Source organism: Pseudomonas sp. LBUM1669 (assembly GCF_059695705.1).
On sequence record NZ_CP166784.1, the window covers coordinates 480,496 to 498,437 of the forward strand.

Sequence of the window (17,942 nt, forward strand, 5' to 3'; positions counted from 1 at the left end):
CAGACAACGCGGTCAACTGTGGGAGCGGGCTTGCTCGCGAATGGATGTCAGCAGCACCACAAGGCTCTAGTTAGAACCACTCATCCTGCATCGTCAAACACACATCATCCCGAGCCTCGAGAATCGCCAGCTCATGGTGGCAACCCGGCACTTCCCATGTCAGGAAATACCGCGCCGCCTGCAACTTGCCCTTATAGAAGCTCACATCCGCCGCGTGCCCTTTGGCCAACCCTTCCTCGGCGCGAATAGCCTGTTCCAGCCAGCGCCAGCCAATCACCGTGTGCCCGAATACTTTCAGGTACAGCGCCGAATTCGCCAGGCTGCTGTTGACCTTGCCTTGGCCCAGGTCCGTCAGCAAGCCGATGGTCACCGTTTGCAGGCGCGCCACCAGTTTCTCCAGCGGTTCACGCAGGGCGGTCAACGACTCATGCGCCTGCGACCGTTCGGCGGTGTTGGCAATCAAGCGGATCAACTGCTTGAGTCCCGCGCCACCGTTCTGCGCCAGTTTGCGCCCCAGCAAATCCAGCGACTGAATCCCGTGGGTGCCTTCGTGGATCGGGTTCAAACGGTTGTCGCGGTAATACTGCTCCACCGGGTATTCGCGGGTGTAACCGTGACCACCGAGAATCTGGATCGCCAGTTCGTTGGCCTTCAGGCAAAACTCCGAAGGCCAGGATTTGACGATGGGAGTCAGCAAATCCAGCAGCTCATGGGCCTGTTTGCGCTCGGCCTCAGTCTCAAGGGTCGTGGTGTCGTCAAACAACCGTGCCGCGTACAGCCCTAAGTCGAACGAGCCTTCGACGTAGGCTTTCTGGGTCAACAACATGCGTTTGACGTCGGCGTGCTGAATGATCGGCACCGGCGCGGTGTTCGGGTCCTTGCTGTCCGGCACGCGACCTTGCGGACGTTCGCGGGCGTATTCCAGGGAATACAGATACCCGGCGTAACCGAGCATCACCGCGCCCATGCCGACGCCGATCCGCGCCTCGTTCATCATCTGGAACATGTAGCTCAAACCGTGGTGCGGCTTGCCCACCAGGTAGCCGACGCACTCACCGTTATCGCCGAAGTTCAGCGCGGTGGACGTGGTGCCGCGCCAGCCCATCTTGTGGAACAGGCCCGCCAGCAAGACGTCATTGCGCTTGCCGAGGCTGCCGTCATCGTTGACCAGGAACTTGGGCACGATAAACAGCGAAATGCCCTTCACCCCGGCCGGCGCATCCGGCAGCTTGGCCAGCACCATGTGCACGATGTTCTCCGACAGCGGGTGATCGCCGCCGGAGATGAAAATCTTGTTGCCCTTCAGGCGATAAGTGCCGTCGGGCGCTGGCTCGGCGCGGGTGCGAATATCCGACAGCGATGAGCCGGCATGCGGTTCGGTCAAGGCCATGGTGCCGAAGAAGCGACCGTCGATCATCGGTTGCAGGAAGCGTTGTTTCTGCTCATCGGTGCCGAAACTTTCGATCAGGTTCGCCGCGCCCATGGTCAGGAACGGGTACGAGGTCGACGCCGCGTTGGCCGACTGGAAGTGTGCGAAGCAGGCCTGGGACAACAGCGTAGGCAGTTGCATGCCGCCAGCGTCAAAACTGCGCGCGGCGTTGAGGAAACCCGCTTCGAGAAACGCATCCACCGCCGGTTTCACTTCCGGAATCAGAATCGCCTGACCGTTCTCGTAGCGCGGCTCGTTCTCATCGCCCTTGCGGTTGTGCGGGGCGAAGAACTTCTCGGCGATGTTGCGGGCAGTGCCGATGGCGGCATCGAAGGTCTCGCGATTGTGCTCGGCGAAACGCTCACGCTGGGTCAGGCCTTCGGCATCGAGGACTTCGTACAGCTCGAAAGCCAGATTGCGGGAACTGAGCAACGTCTCGGACATGGCGGCCTACCTTTTTTTGGAATGGACCGAGTCTAGGCGTGGGGATAGAGGCTGAACAGGATGATTGATGAGCGTGATGGTAGATCAGAGCACCGACCTACCAGACACCCCAAAACAACTGTGGGAGCGGGCTTGCTCGCGAAGGCGGCGTACCAGTCAATGTAGATGTCGACTGACACTCCGCCTTCGCGAGCAAGCCCGCTCCCACAAGGGGTTTTGCATTCCAGGCAATCATTGCTGTACGCCTGGTTTTGAAGCTGTTTAGCCGATAGTCATCAAGCTGGCATTACCACCCGCCGCAGCGGTGTTGACGCTCAACGCCCGCTCAATCACCAGGCGCTCCAGCGCAATGCTGGTCTCGCCTTGCGACAAGCCATGAACCCCAACAATCGCTCCGGCACGCTTGGCCACTTGCTGGCACACCGCACGCAGCTGGTCGGAATGGCCATGATGCAGGACCGCATCAAACACCACTTCGTCCTTGTTCCAGTCGGCAACCAGTTTGATCTTCGCCTGAACTTCCTTCGGCAGACGTGCGAACACAGCCTTGGTCAATTCAGCTTCCGGCCATACCGCCGACCCGCCGACTGCCAATACCGCCGCCAGTTGAGTCAGCAGGTCGCCTTCGACTTCCGCCAGGCACAGCACGTGTTCACGCGGCAGGATGGCGTAGCTGTTGCGCTCGCCGGTCGGGCCCGCCAGGACACGGGTGATACCGCTTTGCGATTGCGCCGCGAACTGCCCACACAGGGCGCTCAAGTCGCTGAACTTATTGCTGTCGGCCCAGGCTTTCAGGGCGTTCAGCGGTTTGCTCATGGCATCACGCAGACGAACGTCCGGTGCAACGACTGCGTCACCGCGAGCGAAGGATTGTTCGATCGCACCGGTAGGACGCGTCGACAGCAGACGGTACAGGTACAACGGACCACCTGCTTTCGGACCAGTACCCGACAGGCCTTCGCCACCGAACGGCTGCACGCCGACCACTGCACCCACGATGTTGCGGTTCACGTAGACGTTACCGGCGTTGACGTTATCGATCACCTTGGCGATGGTCTCGTCGATCCGGGTGTGCACACCCAGCGTCAGGCCGTAGCCGGAAGCGTTGATCTGACCGATCAGCTGATCGATGTCTTTGCGCTTGTAGCGAACCACGTGCAGCACCGGGCCGAAGATCTCCCGTTGCAGTTCGTCGAAGCTTTCCAGCTCGATCAGCGTCGGCATCACGAAGGTGCCGCGTTTGACTTCTTCGCTGTTGGCGATCGCCACCTGATACACGTTGCGACCTTTGTCGCGCATCGCCTGGATGTGCTTTTCGATGCCCGCCTTGGCTTCGGCGTCGATCACCGGGCCGATGTCCACGGACAGGCGCTCAGGGTTGCCGAGACGGCATTCAGCCATGGCGCCCTTGAGCATTTCGATGACACGGTCAGCGGAATCTTCCTGCAAGCACAGGACGCGCAGGGCCGAGCAACGTTGGCCGGCGCTGTCGAAGGCCGACGATACGACGTCGATCACGACTTGTTCAGTCAACGCCGAGGAGTCGACGATCATTGCGTTCTGGCCACCGGTTTCGGCGATCAGCGGAATCGGACGGCCCTGAGCATCCAGGCGACCGGCGACGTTGCGTTGCAGTAAACGAGCGACTTCGGTGGAGCCAGTGAACATCACGCCTTTGACCCGATCGTCGCCGACCAGGCGGGCGCCGACGGTTTCGCCACGGCCCGGTAGCAGTTGCAGCACGCCTTCCGGAATCCCGGCTTCGAGCAGCAAACGCACAGCTTGAGCCGCCACCAGCGGAGTTTGCTCCGCTGGTTTGGCCAGTACCGGGTTACCGGCGGCCAGTGCTGCAGCGACTTGGCCACTGAAGATCGCCAGCGGGAAGTTCCATGGGCTGATGCAGACCACCGGACCCAATGGGCGGTGGGCGTCGTTGGTGAAATCGTTGCGTGCCTGCACCGCGTAATAACGCAGGAAATCCACGGCTTCACGCACTTCGGCGATGGCGTTGGCGAAGGTCTTGCCAGCTTCGCGAGCCAGCAGGCCCATCAGCGGCTGGATCTCGCCTTCCATCAAGTCAGCGGCACGTTCCAGAATTGCAGCGCGTTCGGCAGGCGGGGTGGCCTGCCAGATCGGTGCAGCGTTCAGGGCGCACTGGATCGCGTTGTCGACGTCGTCGACGGTCGCTTCCTGTACATGACCGACGACGTCACGCAGATCCGACGGGTTCAGTACCGGAGCCGGGGTTTCAGTGCTGGAGGCGCAACCGAGCATCGGTGCGGCTTTCCAGTGGTTGTGAGCGGTGGCCAGCAAAGCACAGGACAGCGAAGCCAAACGATGTTCGTTGGCCATGTCGATGCCGCTGGAGTTGGCGCGCTCGGCACCATAAAGATCACGCGGCAGCGGGATACGCGGGTGCGGCAGGCCGAAGCCGCCTTCCAGCGTCGCCATCTGCTCGATGTTGGCCACTGGATCGGCGACCAGGGCCTGAATCGAGATCGACTGATCGGCGATCTGGTTGACGAACGAAGTGTTCGCGCCGTTTTCCAGCAGGCGACGCACCAGGTACGCCAGCAGCGTTTCATGAGTACCGACCGGTGCGTACACGCGGCACGGACGATTCAGTTTTCCTTCAGAGACTTTGCCTACAACCTGTTCGTACAACGGTTCACCCATGCCGTGCAGGCACTGGAACTCGTACTGACCCGGGTAATAGTTCTGACCGGCGATGTGGTAAATGGCCGACAGGGTGTGGGCGTTGTGCGTGGCGAACTGCGGGTAGATGACTTCTGGTACCGAGAGCAGTTTGCGTGCGCAAGCGATGTAGGAAACGTCGGTGTACACCTTGCGGGTGTAGACCGGATAGCCTTCCAGGCCTTCGACCTGGGCACGCTTGATTTCGCTGTCCCAGTACGCGCCTTTTACCAGGCGGATCATCAGGCGATGACGGCTGCGACGAGCCAGATCGATCACATAGTCGATCACATATGGGCAACGTTTCTGGTAAGCCTGGATCACGAAACCGATGCCGTTCCAGCCGGTCAGTTGTGGCTCGAAGCACAGACGTTCCAGCAGATCCAGCGACAGTTCGAGGCGGTCGGCTTCTTCGGCGTCGATGTTCAGGCCGATATCGTATTGCTTGGCCAGCAGGGTCAGCGACAGCAGGCGCGGGTACAGCTCCTCCATCACGCGCTCGTACTGCGCACGGCTGTAACGCGGGTGCAGTGCCGAGAGCTTGATCGAAATGCCCGGGCCTTCATAAATCCCACGACCGTGGGAGGCTTTGCCGATCGAGTGGATGGCTTGTTCATACGAAGCCAGGTATTTCTGGGCGTCGTGCTCGGTGAGTGCGGCTTCACCCAGCATGTCGTAGGAATAGCGGAAACCTTTGGCTTCGAACTTACTGGCGTTGGCCAAGGCTTCGGCGATGGTTTCGCCAGTCACGAACTGCTCGCCCATCAGGCGCATGGCCATGTCGACGCCCTTGCGGATCATCGGCTCGCCGCTCTTGCCGATGATGCGGCTCAGCGACGAAGTCAAACCTGCTTCGTTATGCGTGGCGACCAGTTTGCCGGTCAGCAGCAGGCCCCAAGTGGCGGCGTTGACGAACAGCGACGGGCTGTTGCCCAAGTGCGGGTGCCAGTTGCCGGTGCTGATCTTGTCGCGGATCAGCGCGTCACGGGTGCCTTTGTCCGGGATGCGCAGCAGCGCTTCGGCGAGGCACATCAGCGCTACGCCTTCCTGGGACGACAGGGAAAATTCCTGCAACAGCCCCTGAACAATACCGGCACGGCCGCCGGCGCTTTTCTGATTGCGCAGTTTCTCGGCAATCGAGGAGGCGAGCTTGTTGGTGGCTTCTGCCATCGCCGCAGGCAGGCGCGCCTGTTCGATCAGCATCGGCACCACTTCAGGTTCCGGGCGACGGTAGGCGGCGGTGATCGAGGCGCGCAGTACCGATTGCGGCAGGATGCTTTCGGCGAACTCGAGGAAGCACTGGTGGGCGTGATCCAGAGGCGCATCGACGGCTTCGTCGGAATCCTTGGTCAAACCGCTCAGCTCGGTCAGGGTTGCACCACCCTCGAGTTTTTCCAGGTAATTGAAAATTGCCTGCTTGATCAGCCAGTGCGGCGTGCGATCAATCGAGGTCGCGGCAGCCTTGAGGCGCTCGCGGGTAGGGTCGTCAAGTTTGACCCCAAGGGTGGTGGTAGCCATATTTTTATCCTCATGTTTGCCACGACCGCGTGGCATCAGCTGGCGGCAAGATTAGCTGCGCAACCGTCGAGGTGCAACCGGGTGCAACCCTTTTTTTGTCGGAAAAATCAGCAGTTCGTCAGGAATTAAATTCCGGTACGAGCGTACCGCTCCTGCTTGGTGCTTTTGCTTCTAGTAAATCGTCAAGACTGCGCTAAAAGGGAGCAAAAACAGGGCTTTTTCAGATAAATCCGACTAGGTGCAACTTATTCTCGCGAAACTGGTTGCACCTTATTTGCTTTGTTGAATAGCATTCGCGCCCAAGGTGCAACCGGTCATAAAAGACAGGTGTACCGGCTGATGGCTTTCCTGGGGAAACATCAGTCATAAATGCGCGGGATCTGAAATCGTCTGTCAAACGTCGTCGTTTGCGCGCGGTTCACCAGCCGCCGCTACATAAAAACAAAGCCAGGGCGTAACTTAATGAGCGTTAGCAATCCAACACTGATCACCTTCGTGATCTACATCGCAGCAATGGTACTGATCGGCTTCATGGCCTATCGCTCCACCAACAACCTTTCTGACTACATTCTGGGCGGTCGCAGCCTGGGCAGCGTCGTGACTGCATTGTCCGCCGGTGCTTCGGACATGAGCGGCTGGTTGTTGATGGGCCTGCCGGGCGCCATCTACATGTCCGGTCTGTCCGAAAGCTGGATCGCCATCGGCCTGATCATCGGTGCTTACCTGAACTGGCTGTTCGTCGCCGGCCGTCTGCGCGTGCAGACCGAGCACAACGGCGATGCACTGACCCTGCCGGATTACTTCTCCAGCCGTTTCGAAGATAAAAGCGGCCTGCTGCGGATCATCTCTGCCGTCGTGATCCTGGTGTTCTTCACCATCTACTGCGCCTCCGGTATCGTGGCCGGCGCCCGTCTGTTCGAAAGCACCTTCGGCATGTCCTACGAGACCGCGCTGTGGGCCGGTGCTGCGGCGACGATTGCCTACACCTTCGTTGGCGGTTTCCTGGCAGTGAGCTGGACGGACACCGTACAAGCCACGCTGATGATCTTCGCCCTGTTGCTGACGCCGATCATCGTGCTGCTGGCCACCGGCGGCGTCGATACCACGTTCCTGGCCATCGAAGCGCAAGATCCAAGCAATTTCGACATGCTGAAAAATACCACCTTCATCGGCATCATCTCGCTGATGGGCTGGGGCCTGGGCTACTTCGGCCAGCCGCACATCCTCGCGCGTTTCATGGCGGCGGATTCGGTCAAGTCGATCGCTAACGCTCGCCGCATCTCCATGGCCTGGATGATCCTGTGCCTGGGCGGCACCGTCGCGGTAGGTTTCTTCGGCATCGCTTACTTCTCCGCGCACCCTGAAGTCGCTGGTCCTGTGGCTGAAAACCCAGAGCGCGTGTTCATCGAACTGGCCAAAATCCTCTTCAACCCATGGGTTGCCGGTGTACTGCTGTCGGCCATTCTGGCTGCCGTCATGAGCACCCTTAGCTGCCAGTTGCTGGTGTGCTCGAGCGCCCTGACCGAAGACTTCTACAAAACCTTCCTGCGTAAAACCGCTTCCCAGGTGGAACTGGTCTGGGTCGGCCGCGCCATGGTGCTGCTGGTTGCCCTGATCGCCATCGCGTTGGCCGCTAACCCGGAAAACCGCGTACTGGGTCTGGTCAGCTACGCCTGGGCCGGTTTCGGTGCTGCATTCGGTCCGGTTGTCCTGATCTCCGTGATCTGGAAAGACATGACCCGTAATGGCGCACTGGCCGGTATCCTGGTCGGCGCGATCACTGTGATCGTGTGGAAACACTTCGAACTGTTGGGCCTGTACGAAATCATCCCAGGCTTCATCTTCGCCAGCCTGGCCATCTATATCGTCAGCAAACTGGGCGCGCCGACTCACGGCATGCTTCAGCGCTTCGCCGCTGCCGAGGCTGATTTCCGCCTGAACAAGTGATGGGGATGAGCTGAGGCTCTGACCTTTCGCCGAACATGAAAACGGCCCGCTTCCTTTTGGAGGCGGGCCGTTTTTTTGGTTTGCAGGAAAGGTTTGGTGTCAGTGTTGCCGTCTTCGCGGGCAAGCCTCGCTCCTACAGTTTTGCGGTGAATCGCAAATCCTGTAGGAGCGAGGCTTGCCCGCGAAGAGGCCATCAGCAGCAACACACTACTTTTGCAGGAAATGTCTGTAGCCAAACATCCCAACTTTTGAAGGACAAATCCCTAAAAAAGTAGGGCAAATCTGATTTTACTGTCCCTCCCTCAACACCCCTTGTCGCTCATGCAGAATCGCCCGCCCTCATTCTGCAGAGACACATCGGATGTTCGCTCCTGCCAATCAACCGCGTTTCACGTTGACGATCGACGGCGTCCAGATTGAGCTCAAGGTGCTTGAGTTCACGGGCACGGAAGCCATCAGCCAACCCTACCGCTTTGACCTGGAACTGGTCAGCGACCGGCCGGACATCGAGCTCGAAAACCTGCTGCATCGTCAGGCCTTTCTGAGTTTCGATGCACAAGGTTGCGGCATACACGGTCAGATCTTTCGCGTCGGTCAAAGCGATTCCGGGAAACGTCTGACGGGCTACCAAATCAGTCTCGTACCGCGGCTGGCCTACCTCGGTCAGCGCATCAATCAGCGGATCTTCCAGCACAAAAACGTGCCGGCGATCATCGCCCAGGTCCTCAAGGACCACGGTATCCAGCGCGATGCCTTCGAATTTCAACTCGGCAGCGATTACTCACCGCGCGAGTACTGCGTGCAATACGCCGAAAGCGACCTCGCGTTTATCCAGCGCCTGTGTGCCGAAATCGGTATTCATTACCACTTCCAGCACAGCCCCGACGGGCATCTGCTGGTGTTTGGCGATGATCAGACGGTATTCCCGCGCCTGCCCGAGCCGACGTTGTACCTGCCGGGCAGCGGCATGGCAGCGGATGCGCCGGCCATCAAGCGTTTCAACGTGCGCCTGGAGACCCGTACCACAGCGGTCACCCGTCGCGATTACGACTTCCAGAAACCGCGTCTGACACTTGAAAGCCGTGTTGATAGCGAACAGCGTCCGGTGCTGGAGGATTACCACTTTCCCGGTCAATTCACCGACCGCAAGCATGGCAAACAGCTAACGCAGCGAGCACTGGAGCGGCACAACGCGGACTTCCGCCAAGCCGAAGGCCGTGGCGACGATGCTGCCTTGGTCAGCGGACATTTCCTGCACCTCGCCGAGCATCCGCGTCAGGCGTGGAACGATCTGTGGCTGATCACTGGCATTGAACACCGTGGCCGACAACCGCAAGTGCTGGAAGAGTCCGCCACCAGCGACGACCCGGATGATTTCCAGGGTTACCGCAATACCTTTCTGGTGACGCCGTGGGACGTTTCGTTTCGCCCACCGCTGGGGCCGGAAAAGCCCCGCATGCTCGGTTACCAACCGGCCGTGGTCACCGGCCCAGTCGACAGCGAAATCCATTGCGATGAGTTCGGTCGGGTCAAGGTCCAGCTTGCCTGGGACCGCGACGGTCAGCTCAATGAACATTCCAGTTGCTGGTTGCGGGTCGCCACGGGCTGGGCCCACGACCATTACGGCAGCGTGCTGATTCCGCGAGTCGGCATGGAAGTGCTGGTGGGTTTCATCGACGCCGATGCCGACAAACCGCTGGTAATGGGTTGCCTGCCCAACGCCGCAACACCGGTGCCACTGGATCTGCCCGCCGACAAGACCCGCAGTATTTTCCGTAGCCAAAGCAGTCCGGGCGGCGGCGGTTACAACGAATTGCGCATCGAGGATCGCAAAGGCGCCGAGGAAATCTACCTGCGCGCCCAGCGAAACTGGACCCAGCACGTGTTGAACGATCAGCAGGTGCAGGTCGATAACCAGCGCAGCATCGTCGTCACGGGGACCGCTCGCCATGAGCTGAAGGCTGACGAACAACGCATCACCCACGGCCAGCGCCAGGCCGAAGTGAAGCTCGACGATCACTTGCTGGTGGTCGGCGACCGGCACATCCGCGTCACGAGCCAGGCACTCACCGCCAGTCAGCAATTCCATGTCAGCGCTGGCCAGCAAGTGGTGATCGACGGTGGCGCCAGCGCGACGATTCAGGCGGGTGGGCAGTGGATCAACATTGGCCCTGGTGGAATTTTCAGCAGCGTGCCGATTCAGGTCGGTGGCGCGTTGATGCCGCCGATGGCCGCGGCGCCCGTGTCGCCGAATACACCGTTGAAACTCGTCGCCGCCCCGGCCGCCCTGCTGAGCGCCGCGCAGATCATGAGCCTGCAAAGCGATGCACCATTCTGCGAAGAATGCGAGCGCTGCAAGGACGGTGTCTGTGCTGCCTGATCGCATGTCACCCCACGCCTGGCTGGAACGCCGACCGCTCGAACCTGGTGAGCAGTTGTTCGCGATTTTTGGCAACGCCAGTGCGTCGCAACCGATGAACGCCTGGCAGCTCTCGACCCCGGCACAAGCGCCGAGTCCGATTTGGGCCGACACCGCGTATGCCGAGTGGGAACCGGTGATGCCCTATGTCGGAATCGTCGCCACTGGCAGTGAGTTTTTGGAGTGGGTCGCCACGACCGAGTCTCGGGATTGGGGTTGGCTGGCGGTTTCTTCTGTCCCTCAAGAAGTGCTGGTCGAGCATCTGCGCAGCCTCACGCAAGTTCTATTGCCCAACGGTAATGCGGTGTTTTTTCGCTTCTGGGATGGGCGTTATCTGTTGCCGATTCTTCAGTCCGCCGACGTTAACGCCGCGCACTTAATGCCGGTACTTGACCGCTGCTTGATCAATGGACAACCGCTCGATATCGGTGGCAGGGCGTTGAAATCCTCCAGGGTTTTTCCGTGGTGGGAAGTTGGCGAATCGCTACTCGAAGACCTCGCCACCGAGTCCGCGATAACCCGCATCAACAACTTGATGAAGTGGTTGAACGAGGACCGTCCTGATCTTTTTGAAGCGTTTTCTGAGCATGTGTTGCGGCACAAAGTCGCGATCTTTCTGCAGGCGCCGGACCTGCCTCAATCGCCGAAACATGACTTGGTGGATTACCTGATGGCGGAGCTGAACTGATGGATCAGATTGTGCGCATCGAGCAGGAGCTCGACGGTTTTCCAAACACGTTGTCCCTCTACCGTGAACAGCTAAAGCATTGGCTTAGCCAGGCGGCAGACAAGGCCAGTCGCACGGCTGATTTGCCTTCGCTGATGGGGATGGAACGGATCGTTCGGTTCGGTAATGCCAGCACCATTGTGAGCAGCGGCGATGACGATTTTATCTCCACCGTCGTGCAGTGCCCAAAGGGCGGGGTGCTGGAGATCGAGAGCAAGTTCGAATCGGTTTATGACATTCCCGTGGGGAATATTCAGGTCGATGTGATTGCGGCTGAGAGCGGAGAGATAAAGCAGGTCACGCTCGACGAAAATGGCAAAGGGACCTTCGAGGGCAAAGAGGGCAAGTTCTACCGCATTCACGTTCACGACGAAGTCACACCGCAGCAAGTTGAAGATCTGTTCTCTTCCTATGACGGCCTGACGAAGGAGCTGGAAAAGTGGCTGCGTGATGAGTGGAAGACGTTTAAACCGAAGTGGTCGGAATCGTCTGCGGTTGCTGTAGGCAATGGAATGCTTGCGGGAAGTTGGGCGGCCATCGAGGGCGTGTGGGACGGCATCAGTCTGCTTTCAGAAATCCTCAAGGACCCCGGAAAGTTTGGTGAGCGGTTGGGCGAGAGTGCCTTAGAGCTGAAAAGGCTCGCGAACATCGCACCGAAGGTCATGGAAAAAGCCCAGCTGCTGGCCAGCGACGAAGCGGCGCTGTGTTTGCTGTTGCGCTCCGCCAGTCTCTGGTTGGACATGCTGCCGCCCAGCGAGATCGCCGGTAAAACCGCCGAAGCCGTTTCGACGGTGGCGGTGCAGCTATTGATCGACATCCTGATCGGTATCGTTCTGACCTTTGCCGGGGCGGGGGCTGGAATTGCCTATTTGACGATGCGTCTGGCTGATCGGGCCGCGCAGTTGCTCAGCGCTGTTCTGCGCCTCGTCAAAGCAATTTTCACGATCATCAATAACTTCATCAACTACGTCGACCGCTACAAAAAAGTCGCCGCACGCGGCGTTGCGGCAGGCCTCAAAAAAGGTCGCATGCAACTGCGATGGGATGCCAAGCGCAATACCACGCTCAAGCAAAACGAACATCACGACAACGTTCCGGATCAGGCGAAAAACCCCAACGGCGACAGCGCCGACCCCGTCGATAAAACCGCCACTAACAAATGCCCGGTTTCGATGGTCACCGGCGAAGAACTGCTGACCCTCACCGACGGTTCGCTGGACGGCATCCTGCCGTTCGACTTCACCCGGCTCTATCGCACAAGTGCCGCTGAAATCGATGTCGGCCTCGGATTTGGCTGGAGCCATTCGCTCTCCCATCGACTGGAAATCAACGGCGACACCGTCACCTGGATCGACCACGAGAACCGTCGCACCACCTTCCCGCTGCCGAACAGGGCACGCCCGGCGATCCACAACAGCCTCTCGCGCGCGGCAATTTACCTCGGCAATGAACCTGAAGAACTGATCCTCGCCCAGGCCGGCGAGGAGACACGTTTCTACCATTTTCATCATGGTTTTCTCACAGCCATCAGTGACGCTTACGACAACCGCCTGCGCATCACCCGCGACCGCCAGGGCCGCATCCAGCGCCTCGACAACGGTGCCGGCCGAGCCTTGCTGTTGCGCTATGAACGCAGCCATCTGGTTGCCGTCGACTATCAGATTTTTGTCCCGGCCCAAACCCTCGAAGAAGCGTGGCAGACCGAGCAGACCCTGGTCGGTTACAGCTGCGACGAACGCGGTCGACTCATCGAGGCCACCAACGCCGCCGGCGAAAGCGAGCGCTACGACTACGACGATCAGCACGTCATTCTTCAGCGGCAACTGGCCGGTGGGGCGAGTTTCTTCTGGGAGTGGGAAAGGTCCGGCAAGGCTGCCCGATGCATCCGCCACTGGGCGTCGTTTGCGCAGATGGATGCGCGGTATACCTGGGATGACGAGGGCAGCGTCACCGTCCACAACATCGATGGCAGCGAAGAGGTTTACGTCCACGACGACCGAGCGCGGCTGGTGCGCAAGGTCGAACTGGATGGCGGCGAACACCTCAAGGCCTACGACGACCAGGGCCGGCTGACTGCCGAGCAAGACCCGCTTGGCGCCGTCACCGAATACCGCTACGACGAAGTCGGACGCCTCGTGGCGCTGATTCCGCCGCAAGACGAGCCGACGTCCTACGAGTACCGCAACGGTTTCCTGCACGCACGTTATCGCGGCAAAGCCGTGTGGAAATATCAGCGCAATGCCCAGGGCGATGTCACCGAAGCGACCGATCCCGACGGCCATGTCACCCACTATCACTACGACGAAAAAGGTCAGCTGCTGTCGATCCGCTCCCCGGACACCAGTCGGCATGTCTTCGTCTGGAATGGCTTGGGGCAACTGGTCGAAGAGACGCTGCCGGACAGTGGTGTACGGCGGTTTTCCTACGATGCGCTGGGGCGGCAGATTACCCGGCAGGACGAACACGGTACGATCACGAAGTCTCAATGGGATGCCGTTGGCCGACTGATCCAGACGACGCTGCCTACCGGTGCCGTTCGCGCCTTTACCTACAACGCCTACGGAAAAATCACCGCCGAACGCGACGAACTGGGCCGCGTTACGCGCTACGAATACGTCGACGATCTGCATCTGGTCAGCCGCCGAATCAATGCCGATGGCACCCAGCTGAAGTATCGCTACGACAACGCGCAGCTGCTTCTTACCGAGATCGAAAACGAATCCGGCGAAAAGTATCAGCTGGACTACACGCCCAATGGATTGATCCGACAGGAAACCGGCTTCGACGGCCAACGCACGGCGTATGCCTACGACCTCAACGGCCACCTGCTGGAAAAAACCGAGTTCGGCGACGACGGCTCGCAGCTCGTCACGCAATACGAGCGCGATACCGCCGGCCGTCTTCTGGTCAAAACGCTGCCCGACGGCATCAAGGTCGAATACCGCTACGACAGCCTCGGCCGACTGATCGACGTCGATGACGGCCACGACCACCCGCTGGAATTCGAGTACGACCATCAGGATCGCCTGATCACCGAGCATCAGGGCTGGGGCACGTTGCGTTATGGCTACGACGCCTGCGGCCAGCTCAATCGCCTGCGCCTGCCGGATGGCAGCAAACTCGATTACCACCACGCCAAGGGCGGGGCGCTGACCGCCATCGACCTCAACGGCGCGCGGCTCACCACCCACCAATTTGTCTTCGGCCGCGAACAGCAACGCCAGCAAGGTCAACTGCTTAGCGAATATGCCTACGACGATCAGGGCCGATTGAAGGCCCATGCTGTCAGTCAACAGCACCAAACGCAGTATCGTCGCGACTATGCCTACAGCACCAACGGCAATCTCGACAGCATCGCCGACACCCGTCACGGCCAACGTAACTACCAATACGACCCGCTCAACCGCCTGACCCGCGTGCGCCATACCCGCGACGACCCGCCGGAAAGCTTTGCCCACGACCCGGCGGGCAACCTGCTGATGCAGGATCGGCCTGGCTTGGCGAGCGTAAAAGGTAATCGCCTGCTGATGCAGGGCGACCGGCATTACGACTACGACGCCTTCGGCAACCTCATCCGCGAACACCGCGGCACCGCGCAAAAACTCGTCACCGAATACCGCTACGACTGCCAGCACCGATTGGTCGGCGTCACGGCCCCGGACGGCCGCTGCTCAAGTTACCGCTACGACGCCTTCGGCCGCCGCATCGCCAAAACCATCGACGGCAACACCACCGAGTTCTTCTGGCAAGGCGACAATCTCATCGCCGAAAGCAGCCGCGAACACTACCGCAGCTACGTCTACGAACCCGGCACCTTCCGCCCGCTCGCCATGCTCGACGGCAAAGGCCCACGCAAGGCTTGCCCGTTCTACTACCAACTCGACCACCTCGGCACGCCGCAGGAACTGACCGATTTTGGTGGCGAGATCGTGTGGTCGGCGAAGTACAACGCCTACGGCAAAGTCACGCACCTGGCGTTCGGCGGGGGCGAGCAGCTTGAGCAGCCGTTACGGTTTCAGGGGCAGTACTTTGATGCCGAGAGCGGTCTGCACTACAACCGGCATCGGTACTATGATCCGGAGATTGGGCGGTATCTGACGCCGGACCCGGTGAAGTTGGCGGGTGGGCTGAATCAGTACCAGTACACGCCGAATCCGACGGGGTGGGTTGATCCGTTGGGGTTGGCTTGTAACCCGTGCCCTGGTGATAGAAATGTCGATGGACCGTATAGCGAAATTGTTCCTGGTGGTGGGTTGGCGACGCATGAAGCTCAAGGTGGGCACCTAATCGCTAAGCACATAGGTAGGACGGATATGCAGTTAGTCAAAAGGCTAGAGGCGGAACCCAGAATACCTGCGGCATCAACATTTCCTGATCGGGCTACTGCTGAGTCGGCTTCTGCGAGAGCATTAGAGGCAAATAGAACAAAAATCCAAAAATTTCTTAATGGGAGGAAAGTAAAGACGACAGTTACTCATAAGTTTCCCTACCCAGTAGGGGTCAGCGTGCCGAACGGAAGTACCGATGCTGTGCCTGCGACGAAGATATTGTTGGTGTTGATAAAGGACGCGCGGCGACCTGAGGGATACTTTTTACTTACGGGGTTTCCAGAGATATGAGCATAGAGTTTCCTGAGTTACACGATTTTTTTGGCGCCTACTTTCATCAAGATTGGACAGTCGAACATGACACAGCTGAGCAGGTGATTGAGGCTTTTTTAGCTGACTCCGATCCTGAGGATCTATTGGCTGTGCAGCATGAGCTCAACATTTTGCTTGGCCAGCGGAAAGAGGAGTTTGTATTACGGGATTACTTGCTGAAAGAGTTGAGCTGTTACTACTGCTACTGGCATGCATGGAATTCAGGCGAGCTTTGGTTGCGCCATATAGCTGACAGATTGGCTAGTCGACTTGACCATCAATGATGGCAAAAGATTGCGAAATTTCTGGGCAAGGTCGTCGGAAATTTCCTTCAATCTGCGGCGGCTTTCATGAACTGGTGGGAAATGTGTTCAATCGATAGTCTCTGGTGGTCACTGAAAACTCAGTGGCGGGGTGTAGGAACCCTTCAAGACTAGAGAGGACGCTTTGGCGTCGACACCTGAATTGCGGCCATCACCATGCGTCCGTAAGATCAGTTGCGGCGGCTGTGCGCGGGCACGCTTCGGTGTGGTCGAGTTCTCTGGTCTCGATATTCCTACCCCGCGTATAGCTGCCACCCAAGCCTGTAGGAAGGCCGATGGTAGCTCCACTTCTACCAGAGGTTTCAATAATGAAAAATCTTCACCCCGATCCACCTTACGAAAAGCCTATTCCCCACCCCAAAAGCCGCTTCATGGCCCTCACCAGCAACTGCACCGACATGCCCACACTGTTCGTCGATACCCACGCGCCGCTCGATGTTTTATATGACGCTGCCAGCTATCGAATTCGCGCCGTGACACAGGTGCTCGAGAACATGTCGATGCGCGGTTCGGTTGAGTGTGAGTCGTTCATTCTTAGTGATTTTGCGTTGCTGTGTGCCATTCCGTTGCGGGATGGATGCGATGTGCTGGATGTGATTGGGCGGCGGTTGCGGGCGCGGTCTTCGGAGTAGGGCTGCTGAGCGAGCGTTCCCATGCTCTGCGTGGGAATGCAGCCCGTGACGCTCTGCGTCACATCGGTGTCAGGCCCGAATCGGCAGCGTGGCTGGAGCGCAGAGCGGCGCGTTAAAAGGCGTTTCCTGAAAACAAGAGGGTAGGTATGTCGGGTCAACAGCTAACACGGGCGTTAATCGAAAAATGGGCTTACAGCGATATCGTCATCGATGCCTATGAAAGTGGTGATGATGGCGATGCAGCACGCTTTGAAATCGCAGTCTTTGAGTTTTTCGGCGTCAAGGGGCTGCTGGATTTTGCCGCCGATCCCGCCTGTCTGGCACGGCTATACTTTGTAGACTTGCTGGCAAAGAAGTTTCTATGGATGTTTAGAAGTAACGCGGGTCTACCTTTTCATTTCTCTCGTTTTCTTGGAATTATGTCGAGAGAAGACTATCGGCGTATGAACGAGGAACGGGAGGAGAGGATTTATGAAATCTGTCTTGTCCTGGACAGTATGCGATCCATCAAGGACCCCGCGATTCAGTCGCTCTATAAGCAGATACTTGATTTCAGGCATGACCAAGTCAGCGGTAGCGCTGAGTTTTATTATCAGTGCTTGAAAAATCTGGATCTCAGTCTGTTCAGCACTAATCTGACCTGAATGGTCGGTTTTCAGAAGATTATTCGGTAATGAATTGATCCTGGGTCTTGATAAAGGCGTCGAACGCCGGCGAGTTATAAACGCTCAAGCATCCATGCATTACCAGCTTCTTGTCCGTGTATTTGCTGACAGATGAGGTGTTGTCATAAGCATTAAATACGTAGATTCGGGTATTCATGTAAGGATCATGTTTGACCTTCAAGGTGTCTTCATCCTGAATCACGATATGCATGCCGTTACCCATGAACGAGTAAGCACCCGCCGATCGCCCGATGTCTGCTTCTAACTCGGACTTCTCTTTAAAGTGCTTGAGAATGCAATGGCTAAGCCCGTAATTTTTTAAGGATTGGCGCGCCTCTGCCATGTGCGGCTCGTCAGCAAAAACGTGGCTTGCCGACAGTAAATAAACTAATGCCGTCCATAGAGTTCGCATCGGTTTTTTGACTCCGTGTCATTGGTTGGGGTGAGTGTGTCGCTCGGTGGGTCAGAAGTATGTGCCGGTCGCATGCGCCCTCGCCAGCGGGT

The 17,942-nt window shown here is 58.6% G+C and carries 10 protein-coding genes; 7 read left to right on the forward strand and 3 right to left on the reverse strand.

The window, feature by feature from the left end; all coding sequences use genetic code 11:
- Positions 1-70: 70 nt before the first annotated feature.
- Positions 71-1,873 (reverse strand): acyl-CoA dehydrogenase, encoded by a 1,803-nt coding sequence (locus tag ACA051_RS02265; RefSeq protein WP_497307311.1) that lies wholly within the window; start codon positions 1,871-1,873, stop codon positions 71-73.
- A 261-nt stretch (positions 1,874-2,134) separates the two neighbouring features.
- On the reverse strand, positions 2,135-6,085 hold the full coding sequence (putA, locus tag ACA051_RS02270) for a trifunctional transcriptional regulator/proline dehydrogenase/L-glutamate gamma-semialdehyde dehydrogenase (RefSeq protein ID WP_497373340.1): 3,951 nt from the start codon (positions 6,083-6,085) through the stop codon (positions 2,135-2,137).
- Positions 6,086-6,547: 462 nt separating this feature from the next.
- On the opposite strand from putA, the gene putP reads away from it, so the two are divergent.
- The 7 genes from putP to ACA051_RS02305 all read left to right on the forward strand — a co-directional run bounded on the left by putP (position 6,548) and on the right by ACA051_RS02305 (position 17,417).
- Positions 6,548-8,032: a sodium/proline symporter PutP gene (putP, locus tag ACA051_RS02275; protein ID WP_497373342.1), complete on the forward strand. Its 1,485-nt coding sequence runs from the start codon at positions 6,548-6,550 to the stop codon at positions 8,030-8,032.
- Between the two features lie 361 nt (positions 8,033-8,393).
- Positions 8,394-10,412: a type VI secretion system Vgr family protein gene (locus tag ACA051_RS02280; RefSeq protein WP_497373344.1), complete on the forward strand. Its 2,019-nt coding sequence runs from the start codon at positions 8,394-8,396 to the stop codon at positions 10,410-10,412.
- Positions 10,402-11,139 (forward strand): DUF4123 domain-containing protein, encoded by a 738-nt coding sequence (locus ACA051_RS02285; RefSeq protein WP_497373346.1) that lies wholly within the window; start codon positions 10,402-10,404, stop codon positions 11,137-11,139. The genes ACA051_RS02280 and ACA051_RS02285 overlap by 11 nt, the downstream gene beginning before the upstream one ends.
- Positions 11,139-15,797 carry an RHS repeat-associated core domain-containing protein gene (locus ACA051_RS02290; RefSeq protein ID WP_497373348.1) on the forward strand — a complete coding sequence of 1,553 codons (4,659 nt, stop codon included), beginning with the start codon at positions 11,139-11,141 and terminating at the stop codon, positions 15,795-15,797. The genes ACA051_RS02285 and ACA051_RS02290 overlap by 1 nt, the downstream gene beginning before the upstream one ends.
- Positions 15,794-16,102: a contact-dependent growth inhibition system immunity protein gene (locus tag ACA051_RS02295; protein WP_497373350.1), complete on the forward strand. Its 309-nt coding sequence runs from the start codon at positions 15,794-15,796 to the stop codon at positions 16,100-16,102. Before ACA051_RS02290 ends, ACA051_RS02295 begins: the two co-directional genes overlap by 4 nt.
- A gap of 347 nt (positions 16,103-16,449) precedes the next feature.
- Complete coding sequence (locus ACA051_RS02300; RefSeq protein WP_497373352.1) at positions 16,450-16,773, forward strand: hypothetical protein; 324 nt, start codon at positions 16,450-16,452, stop codon at positions 16,771-16,773.
- A gap of 146 nt (positions 16,774-16,919) precedes the next feature.
- Positions 16,920-17,417, forward strand: coding sequence for a hypothetical protein (locus ACA051_RS02305; protein ID WP_497373354.1), 498 nt, complete (start codon positions 16,920-16,922; stop codon positions 17,415-17,417).
- 19 nt (positions 17,418-17,436) lie between these two features.
- Here ACA051_RS02305 and ACA051_RS02310 read toward each other — a convergent pair whose 3' ends face one another.
- A complete protein-coding gene (locus ACA051_RS02310) occupies positions 17,437-17,850 on the reverse strand; it encodes a T6SS amidase immunity protein Tai4 family protein (protein ID WP_497373356.1) in 414 nt (137 codons plus the stop codon).
- Between the last annotated feature and the right edge of the window lie 92 nt (positions 17,851-17,942).